Source organism: Pandoraea commovens, from assembly GCF_902459615.1.
GTDB lineage: Bacteria > Pseudomonadota > Gammaproteobacteria > Burkholderiales > Burkholderiaceae > Pandoraea > Pandoraea commovens.
Genome location: NZ_CABPSA010000002.1, coordinates 318,783 through 333,769, shown reverse-complemented (window position 1 = coordinate 333,769; position 14,987 = coordinate 318,783). Strand labels below are relative to the sequence as shown.

Sequence of the window (14,987 nt, the reverse complement as noted above, 5' to 3'; positions counted from 1 at the left end):
TCGTCACCTCACGCTCGCCTGTCGTCAAAGTCCATTTCGCCCTGCGGGGGCTCCACCACGTTACGCACTGCCGACGCGCCTGCCAGCGAAGCAGAAATAAAGCCATGCTGTGCCAGCGCACGCATGACACCGCGAAGCAGGAAACTGTTGGCAAAGCATGCAACGTAACTCCGTGCCCCAGATGCGACCGGCTCCAGCATATTCCGGTCAACCAGCTTTTTGATTTGGTACGTGCGTTGATTTCCGCTCATGCCTTGGAACAGGTCAGAGAAATCCCCCGCCTTAACCGGCGCGGGACCAAGCGCTCTCGAAAGGATTGCTGCTTCCATCGCCGTGATTTGGTGCCGCTCCTCGGCATATCGAAGTGCTGGTAGCAGGATGCTTTCTCTTAAGAACCTGAAATTAGTGAGCTGATCGACTTTTTTCAGTTCTGCCAGAATCCCTTGAAGCACATAAATGCACCAAGCTTCCAGGCTACCCTCGGTCCCACTGTCTGCTAACGACAGCATTTGATAGTACTTTTCCCGATCGTTACAGAAAACCGCTGCGGGATTCAAGACGCGCCCTCCGTCACGAACATTGAACCCGTACTTGATCAGTAGCGCGTATGTGAGTAGTCGAACAACCCGGCCATTCCCATTGCCAAATGGGTGTATCCAACCAAAGCGATGATGGGCCAGCGCAACTTTCATCAAGCCGTACTTTGGCTGGTCGGGGCGGTTGATGAACTCGACTAATGCCGCCATATACTCCGGCACCCGGATCGCATCAGGTGGCAAGTGAGCGGCACCGTTAATGAGCACTCCCCCAGTTCGATATGCGCCAGGCGTCTTGTCGCCCTCACGCTCCAGGTCCTTCACGGCTAAGGCATGCAACTCTCGAATGAAAATATCCGAGAGCGCATCTCCCGGATTCATCGACTCGTCGATGTAATTCATCGCATGCTCGATGTTCGAGATTTCGCGCAACTGGTCGTTTGCGTCCTGAGCCCCCTCCATCTTGCTTTCGATGTAATCGGCAAGCGTGGTGTGATTTCCCTCGATGCGAGCTGATCCTAGACTCTCCAACGTATGGAAAATGCTCTTGAGCTGAAAGAATATCTGGGGCGGGGTGTCGCCTGCCAACTCCAGACGCCGAAGATGCTCAAGCTCCGTCAGCACATCGACTAGCGGGGAGTCGAACGAAGGATTCAGCAGGCGGAGGTCATGATGGGCAAATTGTGGCTGCATCTTCTTGACTCGCCCGGGCGAGTATATTGAATTTACCTAGCAAAGTTCTTAGATTACAAACACATACAACCGGCATCAATAAGTATTATCTTGATATAGCCTTGCACAACATCTTGATGTTGCGATGGCTCGAGCCTGACGGGTCATGTCGGCACGGTTTGCTCGACTGTACACACATACAGGGGTGGGTCTCGTCCCCCGTCATTCACATGCGGGCGGCTGGTTCGTGACGCCACGCCCAGGCACGGGGCCGGGATATCGGCCTCCCCTTGCTCGGCGAGGTCTCCCGAATGATGTGTTGCGTGAAAATGCAAACGACACGTGAGCCGCACTGCCCTGATTAAATCCGAAGTTTCCCGCCCAAATCTCCCTGCCATTGCACGCCACTACCCCGTGATAGCATGGCTTGGCTAATCGTTTGTTATCCAAAGCGATTGGCTCAATCAACAAGAAAATCAAATCGAAAAGGGGATTTATGAGGACGCTTCTAATCGTTGCGCTTGCGCTGGTGTTCGCTGGGGCACCACTCCTTTCGGAGGCTCGCGGCGGTCGTAGCGGCGGAGGCAGCCATGCCAGCCGAGGTGGGCACTACGCGGGCGGCAAGGGATCGTCTCACAAGGGCGGTACTTATAAAAACGCCGGAACGGGCGACCACTATCAGAAGCGCTAGCTCGCCAACATTTACGCTGAGGCAGCGAGCGCTCCAACCGCGCCCGCCGCCTCACGCATCAAATGAAATTCGAATCGTCGTCGTAGTCGCCGGTGTCCATCAGGCCGTCGTCGATGTTCGAAAAATCCGAGTTCGACGTGTCCATGAAGTTGTCGCTTCCATTGCCATTCACGCCGCCGTTGCCACTACCGTTTCCGTCTTCGTAGATCGTGTTGTTGATGATCGTCTCTGACGGCATCATGCCGCTGCCCAATCCACCCATCGCCGGTTGACCGAAGAAGCCGCCGCCACCGTTGCGGTGGAACAGGCTCTCAATGCCCTGGAAGAGGAAAGCGCCGCCCGCTACGCCAGCGGCGGTCGTCGCAATGCTGCCGAGCGTGCCACGTGCGCCATCGCTCAGCCATCCGGAACGCTGAGCCGGTGCCGCAGGTTGGGGCGACGCCTGAGCCGGTGCCTGCATCTGCGCCGGATACGAAGCCTGCACAGCCGCCGGGCCACCGCTATAGCCACCTACGCCAGCAGAACCCACCGCGCCCGTTGCGCCCGCAGCATTCCCACCGCTCCCCCACGCATTACCCCCGCCAAGGAACGAATCGTGAGCACCGCCCTGAGCGCCCTGAGCAGCCTGCGCTGCTTGCAATTGCGATTGCAACGTTGCAATCTGCGCGCGCGCCGAGACCAGCGCATGGTCGAGCAGCAACGCACGCTGCACGAGGAGGTAAGCGGCATCCGGCTGACGGCGCACGGCGTCGGCGATCAACGCCTCGGCTTGCTCGTCCTTGACGCCTGCCTGCGCTTGCGTGAGTTGGGTCAGAAAGCTCTGAAGGGTCTGCATTTCTTGCGAGTTCATGATGGGCCTCTGTGAGCGGCACTTGCGATGCGAGTGATGTGCGAGTGACGAACCCAGTATGCGAAGCCAAGCTTAAGCGGATCTTAAGACGCTTACCCCCAATCACCGCACGTGTAACCACATGTAGCTGACCGCTTGCGGTACACGCTTCGATACACAGTCAACGCCATCTTCCGCACCCCCGCCAGCCCCCGAAAGGTAATGCTTTGAAACACTTCTAACAGGCATCGTAATTGCTCCGCGGGGGCGTCGGGCCTAGACTCGGAGACGTCAGCTCCAGGGTTCTTCGAGGTCCGTGTCGTGAAACGTCTTCCTGTTGTCCTCGGCTTCGTCGCCGTGGCCGCTGCTATGGCCAGCAGCAGCGCCTTCGCCTGGCATGGCCGCGTCGGCGTCTGGGTCGGTCCCGGCTATTACCCATACCCCTACGCCTATCCGTACGCCGCGCCGTCGCCGTATTACGCACCGCCCCTCGTCGTCGTGCCCAGCCAACCGCAGCAGTACATCGAGCAACCGCAAACCGGTGCGCAATACGATCAGCCCGGCGCGAACAGCGACACCTGGTACTACTGCGACAAGGCGGGTGCCTACTATCCCTACGTGAAAACGTGTCCGGCCGGATGGCGCGAAGTGCCCGCGCAACCGGCATCGAACTGATCGGGAAACACGTGATGTCATTCGACTCGCAACCTCGCCTGAAACGTCTTGCGGCCCCCGTCGCCGCTGTTATCGCAGCAGCAACGCTTGCGGGTTGCGTCGTGGTCCCTAACGGGCCGAGCATGATGGCGCTGCCCGGCACCGGGAAGTCGTTCGATCAGTTCCGGCAAGACGACTTCAACTGCCGCCAATACGCGTCCGGACAAAACGGTGGCGTGGACACCACCACGGCCGCCAACACCAGTGCCATCGGTAGCGCCGTGCTCGGCACCGCGCTGGGCGCGGCAGCGGGTGCAGCCATCGGCGGCGGATCGGGTGCTGCCATCGGGGCCGGGGCCGGCCTGCTCGCGGGCGGCGCCGTCGGCGCGGGCAGTGCGCAGTCGTCTGCATACCTGACGCAAAGCCGTTATGATCAGGCCTACGTTCAGTGCATGTACGCCTCAGGTAATCGCGTTCCCGTGCGCGGCGACATGGTATCGTCGCAACCGATTCAGCGCTATGCACCGCCGCCGCCTCCGCCCCCGGGCTGGAAGCCGCCGCCCGGCAGCTACTGACCCCTATCGACAATAGCGAGGAGACAGCCGTCAGCCGACGTTAGCCCACCTGGGCACAGACGTCGGCCGTCGTACGTGTTCTCGCACGAGACATCCGATGGCCCACGACTCGACGTCCCGCTTTAACTCCCGCACACCGAGCGCATCTGTGCTGCATAAGTCGCTCCGTAAGTCGCTTCATAAAGCGCTATGGCTGACGCTGCCCGCGGCCATCGCCGCCGCATTGTTCGTCACCCCGCACGCACACGCGCAAAACACGCCTGCGCCCGCCAATAGCGCGGCCCCCGCAGGCGGTTCGTCCATGTTCAATCCGAGCGCCGATATCTCGCGCGCTGTCTCCCGCGACACCACCGACACCGCTATCCAGAACAACTGGAACAGCATCACGCGTCCGCCAGCGCCCAAGGCCGAGGAGAAGCCGCCCGAGACGCCGCGCCGCAATCGCCGGGGCATCACGCCGGGCATCTCCACGAACTGATATCGGACGAATCGCCCGAATCGAACGAAAGGGCCACGTCTCGGGGTGCCGAAACGGGCAGGGCATGCACCTGGCATTCGCCTGAGCGCCCGCCTACTATGAGAATCATCAGTCGGATTCATTCCCTGGTGTTCCCATGCGACTTTTCCTTGCGCTTTGGCCGGGGCCGGGTGTGCGCGCGCAGCTTCACGAGTGGGCCTTGTCGGCGCATTCGGAATGCGGCGGACGCGTGCTCCGCGCCCAGACGTTGCATCTGACGCTTGCCTTCCTCGACGAGGTCGATCCTGCGCGTCTGCCCGTGTTGCTCGCACTCATGCAGCGCACGCCGCTCGAACCGTTCACACTGACCTTCGATCATCTGGGCTATTGGTCTGACAGGAAGATCGTCTGGGCGGGTGCGCCAAGCGTGCCTGACAATCTCGTCGCCACCCGCGACACGCTGCTCTCTCAGTGGCGCGCCACCGGTGCGCGGGTCGTGACGCAGTCCTTTCGTCCCCACGTGTCGCTGCTGCGTCATGCGCGGCGCGCGCCGTCGGACCTCTATCCGCCTCCATTGACCTGGCATTGCGACGGCTACGTCCTCGTGCATTCGGTGCGCACACCGCGCGGGCCGCATTATCGCCTGCTGGCCGAGCACCATAGCGGACAGCCCGGCGGGCAACCCGACGGCTTTTTCGAGACGTCCGCCGAGAAATCGGCAATGCCCGCAACGCAATACGGTATAGTCGGATGACGATGTGCCGGCCGTCCGGTCGGCGTGTCGGTTTCTCGTCATTCGTAGGAGGCTCAAGTGAAAGTCGGAACGATCGTCCAATCCAATCACATCGCAGTGCCGCGTGGTGCCATTGGCATCGTGATCCGTGTGCTGGGTCATATGGCGATGGTTGAGTGGTATGCCGGGCAGCCCGGTTCATCGCGCAAGCTCAACACTGAACCGTTCGATATCGTCGACCTGATCCCTACAGGCGATGTCATGCCTATCGGAGGAAGCCCGATCCTGCACTGAATATCGTGCTGCGCCGCGAGGCGCTTGATAGGCAACACATGAAAAACGCCGACCTGTCTCTCGACGGGTCGGCGTTTTTCATTGATTCAATGGATGTGGCGGGACGTCCGGAAGGCGCGCCTCAGACATGCCCCGCACGCTGACGCATGAGCGCATCGAGCCGCGCGGCCATGCGCTCACGCCGTCTGCGCGACGTGCGATACAGCAGCACCGCCATGCCCAGCAGCACCACGCACGCAATGGCGAACACGCCGTACGGCAGCGTATCGCCCCCGAGTCGCAGGCTGACCTGCGCGCGCGTCTCGGCGGTGCAGATGATCGTCCCGGCGCGCATGCCCGTGTAGTGCATGCCGCACACGGCGACCGCCATCACCAGCGCCGCCAGTGCGCGTTGCAGACTCGTTTCCAGATGGAACGCCAGCCACAGCGCCACGCTCGCCGCCACAATGGCGATCAGCACGGACAGCGCAATGATCGTGGTGTCCCATTCGAAATACGCTTGCGTGCGCATCGCGCTCATGCCGAGATAGTGCATACCGGCCACGCCCAGCCCCGCGCCAACACCCGCAATCGTGCATTGGAGGACGTTGCGATACGATGCACGAGCCACGAACCAGAGCGCCGCCCCGGAGACGACGACGGCAAGCACCAGACTGCCAACGGTAGGCCAGAGGGAATAGGAGACAGGGAACGGCATGCGCTGCGCCGCCATCCCGATGAAATGCATGCCCCAGATGCCGATGCCGCCAAGCGCCAGTGCAGACACCGAGAGATAGCCAAGGCTGATGCGTCCGTCTTCGTCACGAATGCGCGACGCCGCGACCAGCGCGACATAGGCCCCCAACGCCGATATCACGAAGGAAAGCAGGACAAGGAATTCGCTGTAATAAAGAGGAACGACGCTACCTGGCTGCATGGGCTTATCCTGTGATTTTGCTGTCGCCGGGACGCCGGTAGGCGGTGGACGAGCGTTTCTTATTTGAGCCTGCACGACATCGATAAAGCGACGACAGCGCCCCGGGGACTGCGACGTTGCATCGCTAACGTCGGGCGCTACCGGCGATTCAATCCCGCCGCCCGAACGCCGTCAAGGGGCAAAAACGTCCGACGTTCGGCCGCCACCGGTGAATCGCCGCGCCAGCCCCGAACGCCCCGATCCGCGCCGGTCGCAAACCCTTGCAGGGCGCGTGATTCACGCAAGATGAGCTAAATTGCGAGAGAGTTACGAGCGCAAGCTGACAATTTAGAGACTCACTTCCAAACCTGCGTCGCACAGCGCGCGGGATGTGCGGCACCATCCGGGGAACACTTTCGCCGCGATGTAACGGACGCCGGACGCTACCGGGGCCAACATCGTCCGGCCACCGATACAGGGAGACGTTTTACATGGCAGACGCCGCCACGGCATCCTCCGCCGCCCCGCCGCAAGGCGCACCGCTTACCGGCGCACGACTTGCGATCCTTACCGTGGGCCTCGCATTGGGCACGTTCATGGAGGTGCTCGACACGTCCATCGCCAACGTTGCCGTGCCGACCATCGCCGGGAGCGTCGGTGTGTCGAACAGCCAGGGCACGTGGGTGATCAGTTCGTACGCGGTGGCCGCCGCCATCGCCGTGCCGCTCACAGGATGGCTCGCGCGGCGCGTGGGCGAAGCGAAGCTCTTCGTCATGTCGGTGGCAGCCTTCACCATCGCATCGATGCTGTGCGGCCTCGCCCCGAACATGGAGTCGCTGGTCTTCTTCCGTCTGCTGCAAGGCCTTGTCTCCGGCCCGATGGTGCCGCTCTCGCAAACGATTCTGCTGCGCAGCTTCCCGGAGAAAAAACGCGGTCTTGCGCTGGGCCTGTGGGCCATGACCGTCATCGTCGCCCCGATCTTCGGTCCCGTCGTCGGCGGCTGGATCACCGACAACTACACCTGGCCGTGGATCTTCTACATCAACGTGCCGGTCGGCATTTTCTCCGCCGTAGCGTGTTGGATCCTGCTGCGCGGGCATGAAACGAAGACGCAGAAACTGCCCATCGATCTGATCGGTCTCGCGCTGCTGGCCATCGGCGTCGGCTCGTTGCAGATGATGCTCGACCTCGGCAAGGATCGCGACTGGTTCAACAACAGCCTGATCGTCACCCTCGCGCTCACCGCCGCGATCTGTCTGTCGTTCCTGATCCTGTGGGAGCTGACATCCGACAAACCGATCGTCGACCTCACCCTGTTCAAGGACCGAAACTTTGCACTGGGTGTGGTGGTGATTTCGTTCGGCTTCATGACGTTCTTCGCGTCGGTCGTCATCTTCCCACTGTGGTTGCAAACGGTGATGGACTACACCGCGGGCAAGGCAGGGCTTGCGACAGCGCCGGTGGGCCTGCTAGCGCTCGTTCTCTCGCCCATCATCGGGCAGAACATGAACCGGCTGAATCTGCGCGCCGTGGCGTCGTTTGCGTTCTTCGTGTTCGCGGGGGTGTCGTTCTGGAACTCGCATTTCGCGCTGAATCTGTCGTTCGCGAAGGTCATCGAGCCGCGACTCGTGCAGGGCATCGGCATCGCGTGCTTCTTCGTGCCGGTCACGACGATTACGCTTTCCAGTATTTCCGATGATCGTCTGGCCGCAGCTTCCGGCTTGTCGAACTTCTTCCGCACGCTCTCAGGCGCCATCGGCACGGCGGTCAGTACGACGATGTGGGAGGATCGTGCGATCTACCATCACGCGCGCCTCGTCGAGCACGTCACGCCATACTCCGACGCCACGACGAGCTACCTCGACCAGCTCCGTCAGGGGCTCGGACTCACGAACGGCGCGGACCTTGGGGTGCTGAACGACCTTGTCACGCGGCAATCCTTCATGCTGGCGACGAACGACATCTTCCATCTGTCGGGATATGTCTTTTTAGCGATGGCGGCGCTGGTTTGGCTGACCAAACCGAAAAAAGGGACATCGGCAGCGATGGGTCACTGACGCCCGGTCGGCCAATCGCACCGGGCACTATTGGCGCGATAGGGCCGTGTGTTCCCTGGACATCACGGCCATCGTTCCAGATCCGCAACAATACTTTTCGACTTCACGGCTTCTGAGCGTCACGACACAGCGTTAACATGCGGTATCGCGCCCGATTGGGCGTATTTGCGTTTTGGTTCCCCCCGCAACGTTTCTCTGCCAACAGGTACCCGGCATGTTGTTCGATCTCATCGCCCGCTTCGGGCTCTGGCTCGTCTTTCTGAATATCTTCGGACAGGCGCTGGGGCTGCCGTTGCCCGCCTATCCCACACTCATCGTGACGGCCTCGACGTCCCTGTTCCCGCCGGTAACGATTGTCGCGCTGGCGGTCTTTGCCGCACTGCTGGGCGACGCGCTCTGGTTCCTCGCCGGACGCCGCTACGGCCACCACATTCTGCGCCTCATGTGCCGACTGTCGATCTCGCCCGACACGTGCGTGAGCCGCACCGAAGGGGCCATCGGACGTCACGGGGTGCGGGTGCTGATGTTCGCGCGCTTTGTGCCGGGCCTCTCGGCATTGTCGGTGCCGATGGCCGGCGCGCTCGGTATCTCGTGGCGCACGTTTCTGATGTACGACGCCATCGGTGCCGTGCTCTGGTCAGGGCTGGCGGTGGCGCTCGGCGTCGGCTTCGCCTCGCACATCGTCGCGGTGCTCGACGCCTTCGACACGCTTGGTCGCGGTGTGCTCTGGCTGGTAGTGCTGATCTTCGCGCTGTACCTGCTCAACCGCTGGCTGAACCGTTACCGGCTGCTGCGCTCGCTGCGCATGGCCCGCATCGGCGTGCAAACGCTCGAATCGTGGATGAAGGACGACATCACGCCGGTCGTGATCGACGTACGCTCGGCCGCGCGCCGCGCCGTGGACCCATTCACGATTCCGGGCGCACTGGCCATCGAACCGGACGAGATCGCAGCCAAGCTAAAAGACATCCCGCGCGATCGCCGGATCGTGGTGTTCTGCGCATGTCCCAACGAAGTGACGGCGGCGAAGCTGGCGCAAGAACTGCGTCGACAGGGATTTTCGGAGGTGCGTCCGCTGCTCGGTGGGCTCGATGCATGGCGTGACGCGGGCTACACGGTCGAGAAAATCGACGGCATGGAAATGCTCGTGCCTGCGCACTGATATCCGACAGCGGCGCATTCGATTGCGCACAACTGAATGACGCGCGCTTTTCCGCAAGGAGGCGCGCGTTTTGCTTTGATTACGCGTCGTTGAGGGCGTCGCGCAATTGCAGAAGCAGGTTGCGCAATGTCTTTTGCGCGCTGTCGGATTGCCCTGTTGCTGCCTGCACCTGCGCGGGCACCTGACGCGCCTCGCGACGCAGATTCACGCCGCGCGGCGTGAGATCGATGAACACCTGACGCTCATCGAGTTCACCGCGACGACGCGTCAAAAGTCCCATGGTTTCCAGTCTTTTCAGCAAAGGTGTCAGCGTGCCGGAGTCGAGTCCCAGACGTGCACCCAACTGATTGACGGCGATATCGTCCTGCTCCCAGAGCACCACCATCGCGAGATATTGCGAGTACGTCAGACCGAGTCTGTCGAGCATCGGTTTGTGTGCTTTGGTCATCGCCAGCGATGCGGAGTACAACGCGAAGCCCAATTGATCTTCCAGACGCACGGGCGTTTTTTGTGCGGCTTTTTTGCTCACTGCCATTCGGGTATTACGCTTCGGTTCCAATTCAATTGCGCGCCATTCTATTTCACCGCGTGGAATGTGACCAGCACCAAGACCGGTCGGGAGATAAGCACGATGGCATGTTTGGCGCGGCCGGAAACGTTGACGCTGGCGCATCGCATCCGCTGCGCCCGTTGGCAGGGAGGGGCAACGACGGCCTGGTCTTGCTCCCGGTCGACAGGGCCGAGAAGGCATCAGGACCGAAGCCATTGCGGCATCCGTCTGCCCAGGGCCTGGCCGCAAACCAACGCCGGAAAACGTCCGGAAATCGCTCTCCGAATCGCGTTCGAGCCCTGAAAATTACCTTTATCTGAATACGGTTCAGAAATGCCCTGCCTGAGCGGTAGCCATCGGAATGCATCGAGGCAAATACGCTTGGGAGGGGGAAATCGCCGGTCGCGGCGCTGCGCCGCGAAATCACTCGATTCGGCGCAAACGAGGCACGGAAAAATGCCTTATCTGAGCAACCCTCAGTTTTTCATTTAACCGGTGAAATGTCCGCCGGGAAATCGACGTCTCCGGAATCCGTGGGCACCAAATCCATGCGGACGGCGGGGGAGGCAAATCACTCGCCCCGAAATCGCGCCGAACAAAATGAAGCGTCGGAATTCGATTCGAAAAAATCCACTTAGGATTCATTCCATCCAAATCTCGCCCGGTTCGCCCCAGCGAGCCTCGCTGTATCGCGTCCCCGACAAAATTCCGTCCAAAAACTACGTTACCTGAGCAATCCTCAGTTTTTGCGGCAAAAATCACCCGTCGGGCCGTGCGCTTTCAAAAAAAGGCGTCGATCGATACCATGAGGCCCAACTACGACCACAACTGTCTTCTATCCGTGTCAGCAGTGTCCGCCTGGGCCAAATCGCCCGTCGTTGTGTGGGTGCGGCGTCAGTTCGCACCGAACACCCTGCAAATTACGTTGCTGCTCGCTGGCATCGTCGGGCTGCTGGGGGCGTTGGCGACCGTGGCGTTTCGTGAAGCACTCTCCGGTCTGCAATTTCTCCTCGCCGGTCATCACAGCGGCATGGTCGAGCTGGCGCTGAACTTCAACTGGTGGCAGCGCCTGCTGCTACCCACCGCAGGCGGTCTGATCGCCGGGCTCATCCTCCAGTACGCCACGCTCTGGGTGCCCAAGAAGGGTTCCGACGACTATATGGAAGCCATTGCCATCGGCACGGGCGTCCTGAGTCTGCGTCAGACGCTCGTCAAAAGCCTGTCGTCGCTGTGTTCGGTGGCGTCGGGGGCGTCGATTGGCCGGGAAGGGCCGATGGTGCAGCTCGCCGCGATGTTCGCGTCGCTCGTGGGTCGCATTCTCGCGTTCCCGCCCGAGCGGCTGCGCCTGCTGGTCGCGTGCGGTGCGACGGCCGGTATCACGTCCGCTTACAACGCCCCCATCGCGGGCGCGCTGTTCATCTCGGAAATCGTCTACGGCTCGATTTCGACGGCCACACTCGGGCCGCTGGTCGTGGCGTCGGTCATCGCCAACATCGTGATCCGCCAGTTCCTCGGTTACGACGCGGTCTATCAGATGCCGCGCTTCGACTTCGTCTCCGGCTGGGAAGTCTTTTTCTACGTCGGTCTCGGCGTGCTGGCCGGTGTGCTTGCGCCGCTGTTCCTGCGCCTGCTCGACACCGCGAAACAACGCTTCGGCGCCTTGCCCGTCCCGCTGTTCCTGCGTCTCGCGATTGGCGGCCTGATCGTGGGCGTGCTGTCGTTGCAGGTGCCGCAGGTCTGGGGGAACGGATACAGCGTCGTGAACTCGATTCTGCACACGCACTGGGCGTGGCAGGCGCTCGCGATGGTGCTGGTCTTCAAGGTGCTGGCGACGGCTTCGTCCGCCGGTTCGGGCGCAGTGGGCGGGGTCTTCACGCCGACGCTCTTCGTGGGTGCCGCGCTCGGCAGCCTCTACGGGCTGGCGATGAACGCGCTGGCCCCGTCGACGGCATCGGTCGCGAGCAGCTACGCCGTGGTCGGCATGGGGGCCTTTCTGGCGGCCACGACGTACGCGCCGCTGATGTCGATTCTGATGATCTTCGAGATGACGCTGAGCTATCAGGTCGTCTTGCCGCTCATGCTCGCGTGCGTCACGGCCTATCTGACGGCGCACACGCTGCGCGCCGACTCGGTGTATGCCAAGTCGCTGCGGCGCAATCTGGTCGCGGGCCGCTGGCTCTCGATGACGGGAGAGGGCAGCGAGATGCGGCTGTCGTCGCTGGCGGTGGATAACGACGCCGTGGTGAGCGCCGCCGACAGCTCGGACGCCATCGGCGAGCGCTTCGTCGAGACGGGCTACCGCAACCTCGTCGTACGCGCGGAAGACGGCCGCCTGATCGGCACGCTCGATGCCGCAAGCTGGTGGCGTCGACAGGCCACCGGCAAACCGGAACTGTGGACGGAAACCGTCACGCCGTGCAAGGCGCTCGACGGCGATATGGCGCTGGTCAGCGCGCTTCGCTCCGTCGGCAAGATGCACGCCGACTGGGTGCCGGTGACGGACGTCGAAGGGAAGTGGCTGGGCGTGGTCTCGTTGCCCGGGCTGATTGAAATCGTGACCGAAGAGCGGGGCGGGGAATGAGCCACCGTCCGGGCACTGGCCCGCTCGTTCCCGCCCAGGCGTCGACGACCGAAGACGGCACGCCTTACTCGGAAGTGTTCGGGGACGTCTATCACAGCGCCGACGACGCGTTGGGTCAGACCCGCCATGTCTTCCTGGAAGGCAACGGCCTGCCCGGGCGCTGGCGCGAGCGCGATCAGTTCGTCATCGTCGAGACGGGCTTCGGTCTGGGCCTTAACTTTCTGGCGACGTGGGCCGCCTGGCGCGAAGACCCGCAACGTCCCGCGCGGCTGCACTTCGTCTCGATCGAAAAGTTTCCGTTCCGGCCGGTGGATCTGCGACGCATGCTCGAACCCATGCTCGTGCAGCCGGGTATGACCGAACTCGCGCCGCTCGTGCAGCGACTATGCGACGTGTGGCCCGCCCCCGTGGCGGGTTGGCATCGATTGGAACTGGCCCCGGGAGTCGTGCTGAGCGTGGGCTTCGGCGATGTCGCCGATCTGCTGCCTACGGCGCGCGTCGGGGCGGACGCGTTTTATCTCGACGGGTTCTCCCCGGCGAAGAACCCCGATATCTGGACACTTGAGGTCTTCAAGGCGCTCGGACGTCTTGCGCGCGACGACGCAACGCTGGCGACGTACACCACAGAGGAACAGGTCAGACGCGACCTCGTGGCCGCCGGGTTTCAGGTCGGGCAGCATGACGGCGACGGGCCGAGGCGCTCGATGCCCGCCGGGCCGCTCACCGGACTGTATATGCCGCCGTATCGCATGCGACGCTACGATCCGCCGCCCGCACCCGCGCCACGTGCGCGGGAAGCCATCGTCGTCGGCGCAGGCATGGCGGGCGCTGCGATGGCACGTCGGCTCGTCGCGCGCGGCTGGCGCGTGCGTCTCTTCGAACGAGCGCAGGCCCCAGGTACCGCCGCCTCGGGCAACCCGGCAGGCGTCTTCCATCCGCAATTATCGGCCGACGACAATGTGCTCTCGCGACTGACGCGCGCCGGCTTTCTCTACGCGCTCTCCCAGTGGCGGACGCTGCCCGGTGGTCTGCCCGGACACGCCGACGGTTTGCTTCAGGTCGCCACGTCCGACACGGAAGCGCAATCCTTGCAGCAACTCATGGATGCGCACGCGTATCCGGAGTCGTATGCGAAGTGGGTGGACGTCGAGCAGGCCTCGGCGCTCGCCGGGGAGACGCTCGCGTATGGCGGCGTCTGGTATCCGGAGGGCGGGTGGTTGGCACCGTCGATGCTCTGCCGCGCCGAGCTGGTCGCTGCCGGGCCGTCGCTCGATGCGCGTTACGGTGTGAGCGTCGAGCGGCTGGAACGCCGTGACGATGGCCGCTGGACGGCGCTTGACGACGCGGGTCGTGTGCTGGCCGAAGCGGATGTCGTCATCGTGACGGCGGCCGACGTCTCCCAAACGCTGCTCTCGCCTTTTCTCGCACCCGGGTTCCTCCCCGTACGGCGGGTGCGCGGGCAACTCACCTTTCTGCCGCCCGATGTCTTGCCCGGCCTGCGCGTGCCGGTCTGTGGCGACGGCTATGTCGCGCCGTCTCCTCTGGGCGGTGCTGGCCCCATCACAGGTGCGACCTACGGTTTCGACGATCCGGCTGAGGAAGTGCGTCTGGCTGACCATCAGGCGAACCTGCGACGTCTCGCTGCGATGCTTCCCGCCCATGCCGAGCTTTTTGGCGATACGGGCCTATCCAATGAAAGCGCCGCCGCCGAACTGGGCGGGCGCACGGCGTTTCGCGCGATGGTCCCCGACCGTCTGCCGATGGCGGGGCAGTTGCCGGACCTGAGCGCCATCGAGCCGATGCGGCGGCGTCTGACCGGCGGGCATCTGCGGGATCTGCCACGCCTCGACGGCCTGTACGCGAGCTTCGCTTTCGGGTCGCGGGGGCTAGTATTCGCGTCGTTGTGTGCGGAGCTGGTCGCCAGCCAGATCGAGGGCGAGCCGTGGCCCATCGGCAGCGATCTGGCAGACGCCATCGATCCGGCGCGATATCTGATGCACGCGCTGCGCAAAGCGTGATGGGAGCGACGGGACGCCCGAATCGTCAGGCAAAACCCAACGCTAGCCGTTATTCGCGCCCTTAGACGCTCACGAATTCGCTGCGTCATGGGCCGGTTCTCTGAAATTGCCGACACCCTCAATAAATCGAATCTGACCCTATAGGGGTTCAACGTCCGCCCCATGCGGGGGCGGCGCGCCGTCGGCGCTTGCCCCCGTACTTTCCTGTCTCAGCGACGATCTCAGGCGTCCGAAGGTCGGTCGGTCTGCCTGAACGCTTGGCAGAAATCCGGTCGTCGTCGAT

13 protein-coding genes are annotated in these 14,987 nt (G+C 62.8%); 9 read left to right on the top strand and 4 right to left on the bottom strand.

The window, feature by feature from the left end:
* Nucleotides 1-8 precede the first annotated feature (8 nt).
* Nucleotides 9-1,229, bottom strand: a complete 1,221-nt coding sequence (locus PCO31010_RS07695; RefSeq protein WP_150663740.1) for a Fic family protein — start codon at nt 1,227-1,229, stop codon at nt 9-11.
* A gap of 728 nt (nt 1,230-1,957) precedes the next feature.
* Complete coding sequence (locus PCO31010_RS07690; RefSeq protein WP_150663739.1) at nt 1,958-2,749, bottom strand: DUF2076 domain-containing protein; 792 nt, start codon at nt 2,747-2,749, stop codon at nt 1,958-1,960.
* Between the two features lie 300 nt (nt 2,750-3,049).
* Here PCO31010_RS07690 and PCO31010_RS07685 point away from each other — a divergent pair, with 300 nt between their 5' ends.
* The 5 genes from PCO31010_RS07685 (at nt 3,050) to PCO31010_RS07665 (ending at nt 5,441) form a co-directional block, all read left to right on the top strand.
* On the top strand, nt 3,050-3,403 hold the full coding sequence (locus PCO31010_RS07685) for a hypothetical protein (protein ID WP_150663738.1): 354 nt from the start codon (nt 3,050-3,052) through the stop codon (nt 3,401-3,403).
* Nucleotides 3,404-3,417: 14 nt separating this feature from the next.
* Nucleotides 3,418-3,957, top strand: coding sequence for a hypothetical protein (locus tag PCO31010_RS07680; protein ID WP_150663737.1), 540 nt, complete (start codon nt 3,418-3,420; stop codon nt 3,955-3,957).
* Nucleotides 3,958-4,054: 97 nt separating this feature from the next.
* Complete coding sequence (locus tag PCO31010_RS07675; protein ID WP_150663736.1) at nt 4,055-4,435, top strand: hypothetical protein; 381 nt, start codon at nt 4,055-4,057, stop codon at nt 4,433-4,435.
* Nucleotides 4,436-4,571: 136 nt separating this feature from the next.
* Nucleotides 4,572-5,168 (top strand): RNA 2',3'-cyclic phosphodiesterase, encoded by a 597-nt coding sequence (gene thpR / locus PCO31010_RS07670; protein ID WP_150663735.1) that lies wholly within the window; start codon nt 4,572-4,574, stop codon nt 5,166-5,168.
* Between the two features lie 57 nt (nt 5,169-5,225).
* Nucleotides 5,226-5,441, top strand: coding sequence for a hypothetical protein (locus tag PCO31010_RS07665; RefSeq protein ID WP_150663734.1), 216 nt, complete (start codon nt 5,226-5,228; stop codon nt 5,439-5,441).
* A gap of 121 nt (nt 5,442-5,562) precedes the next feature.
* Here the strand turns inward: PCO31010_RS07665 and PCO31010_RS07660 are convergent, their stop codons facing one another.
* Nucleotides 5,563-6,357: an MHYT domain-containing protein gene (locus PCO31010_RS07660; protein WP_150663733.1), complete on the bottom strand. Its 795-nt coding sequence runs from the start codon at nt 6,355-6,357 to the stop codon at nt 5,563-5,565.
* Between the two features lie 470 nt (nt 6,358-6,827).
* On the opposite strand from PCO31010_RS07660, the gene PCO31010_RS07655 reads away from it, so the two are divergent.
* Nucleotides 6,828-8,393 (top strand): DHA2 family efflux MFS transporter permease subunit, encoded by a 1,566-nt coding sequence (locus PCO31010_RS07655; protein WP_150663732.1) that lies wholly within the window; start codon nt 6,828-6,830, stop codon nt 8,391-8,393.
* A 214-nt stretch (nt 8,394-8,607) separates the two neighbouring features.
* Nucleotides 8,608-9,555: a DedA family protein/thiosulfate sulfurtransferase GlpE gene (locus PCO31010_RS07650; RefSeq protein ID WP_150663731.1), complete on the top strand. Its 948-nt coding sequence runs from the start codon at nt 8,608-8,610 to the stop codon at nt 9,553-9,555.
* Between the two features lie 79 nt (nt 9,556-9,634).
* Here PCO31010_RS07650 and PCO31010_RS07645 read toward each other — a convergent pair whose 3' ends face one another.
* A complete protein-coding gene (locus PCO31010_RS07645; RefSeq protein WP_150663730.1) occupies nt 9,635-10,090 on the bottom strand; it encodes a MarR family winged helix-turn-helix transcriptional regulator in 456 nt (151 codons plus the stop codon).
* Between the two features lie 895 nt (nt 10,091-10,985).
* On the opposite strand from PCO31010_RS07645, the gene PCO31010_RS07640 reads away from it, so the two are divergent.
* The gene (locus PCO31010_RS07640) at nt 10,986-12,686 is read left to right on the top strand and encodes a ClcB-like voltage-gated chloride channel protein (protein ID WP_150664178.1); all 1,701 of its coding nucleotides are present in this window, start codon (nt 10,986-10,988) and stop codon (nt 12,684-12,686) included.
* On the top strand, nt 12,683-14,704 hold the full coding sequence (mnmC, locus tag PCO31010_RS07635) for a bifunctional tRNA (5-methylaminomethyl-2-thiouridine)(34)-methyltransferase MnmC2/FAD-dependent 5-carboxymethylaminomethyl-2-thiouridine(34) oxidoreductase MnmC1 (protein WP_150663729.1): 2,022 nt from the start codon (nt 12,683-12,685) through the stop codon (nt 14,702-14,704). The genes PCO31010_RS07640 and mnmC overlap by 4 nt, the downstream gene beginning before the upstream one ends.
* Nucleotides 14,705-14,987: the final 283 nt, after the last annotated feature.

What these genes read in the sequence shown, in the direction of transcription:
- PCO31010_RS07675 (WP_150663736.1), top strand. Translation starts at nt 4,055, where the DNA reads ATGGCCCACGACTCGACGTCCCGCTTTAACTCCCGCACACCGAGCGCA.
- PCO31010_RS07645 (WP_150663730.1), bottom strand. Translation starts at nt 10,090, where the DNA reads ATGGCAGTGAGCAAAAAAGCCGCACAAAAAACGCCCGTGCGTCTGGAA.
- PCO31010_RS07655 (WP_150663732.1), top strand. Translation starts at nt 6,828, where the DNA reads ATGGCAGACGCCGCCACGGCATCCTCCGCCGCCCCGCCGCAAGGCGCA.
- thpR (WP_150663735.1), top strand. Translation starts at nt 4,572, where the DNA reads ATGCGACTTTTCCTTGCGCTTTGGCCGGGGCCGGGTGTGCGCGCGCAG.
- PCO31010_RS07695 (WP_150663740.1), bottom strand. Translation starts at nt 1,229, where the DNA reads ATGCAGCCACAATTTGCCCATCATGACCTCCGCCTGCTGAATCCTTCG.
- PCO31010_RS07680 (WP_150663737.1), top strand. Translation starts at nt 3,418, where the DNA reads ATGTCATTCGACTCGCAACCTCGCCTGAAACGTCTTGCGGCCCCCGTC.
- mnmC (WP_150663729.1), top strand. Translation starts at nt 12,683, where the DNA reads ATGAGCCACCGTCCGGGCACTGGCCCGCTCGTTCCCGCCCAGGCGTCG.
- PCO31010_RS07660 (WP_150663733.1), bottom strand. Translation starts at nt 6,357, where the DNA reads ATGCAGCCAGGTAGCGTCGTTCCTCTTTATTACAGCGAATTCCTTGTC.
- PCO31010_RS07650 (WP_150663731.1), top strand. Translation starts at nt 8,608, where the DNA reads ATGTTGTTCGATCTCATCGCCCGCTTCGGGCTCTGGCTCGTCTTTCTG.
- PCO31010_RS07690 (WP_150663739.1), bottom strand. Translation starts at nt 2,749, where the DNA reads ATGAACTCGCAAGAAATGCAGACCCTTCAGAGCTTTCTGACCCAACTC.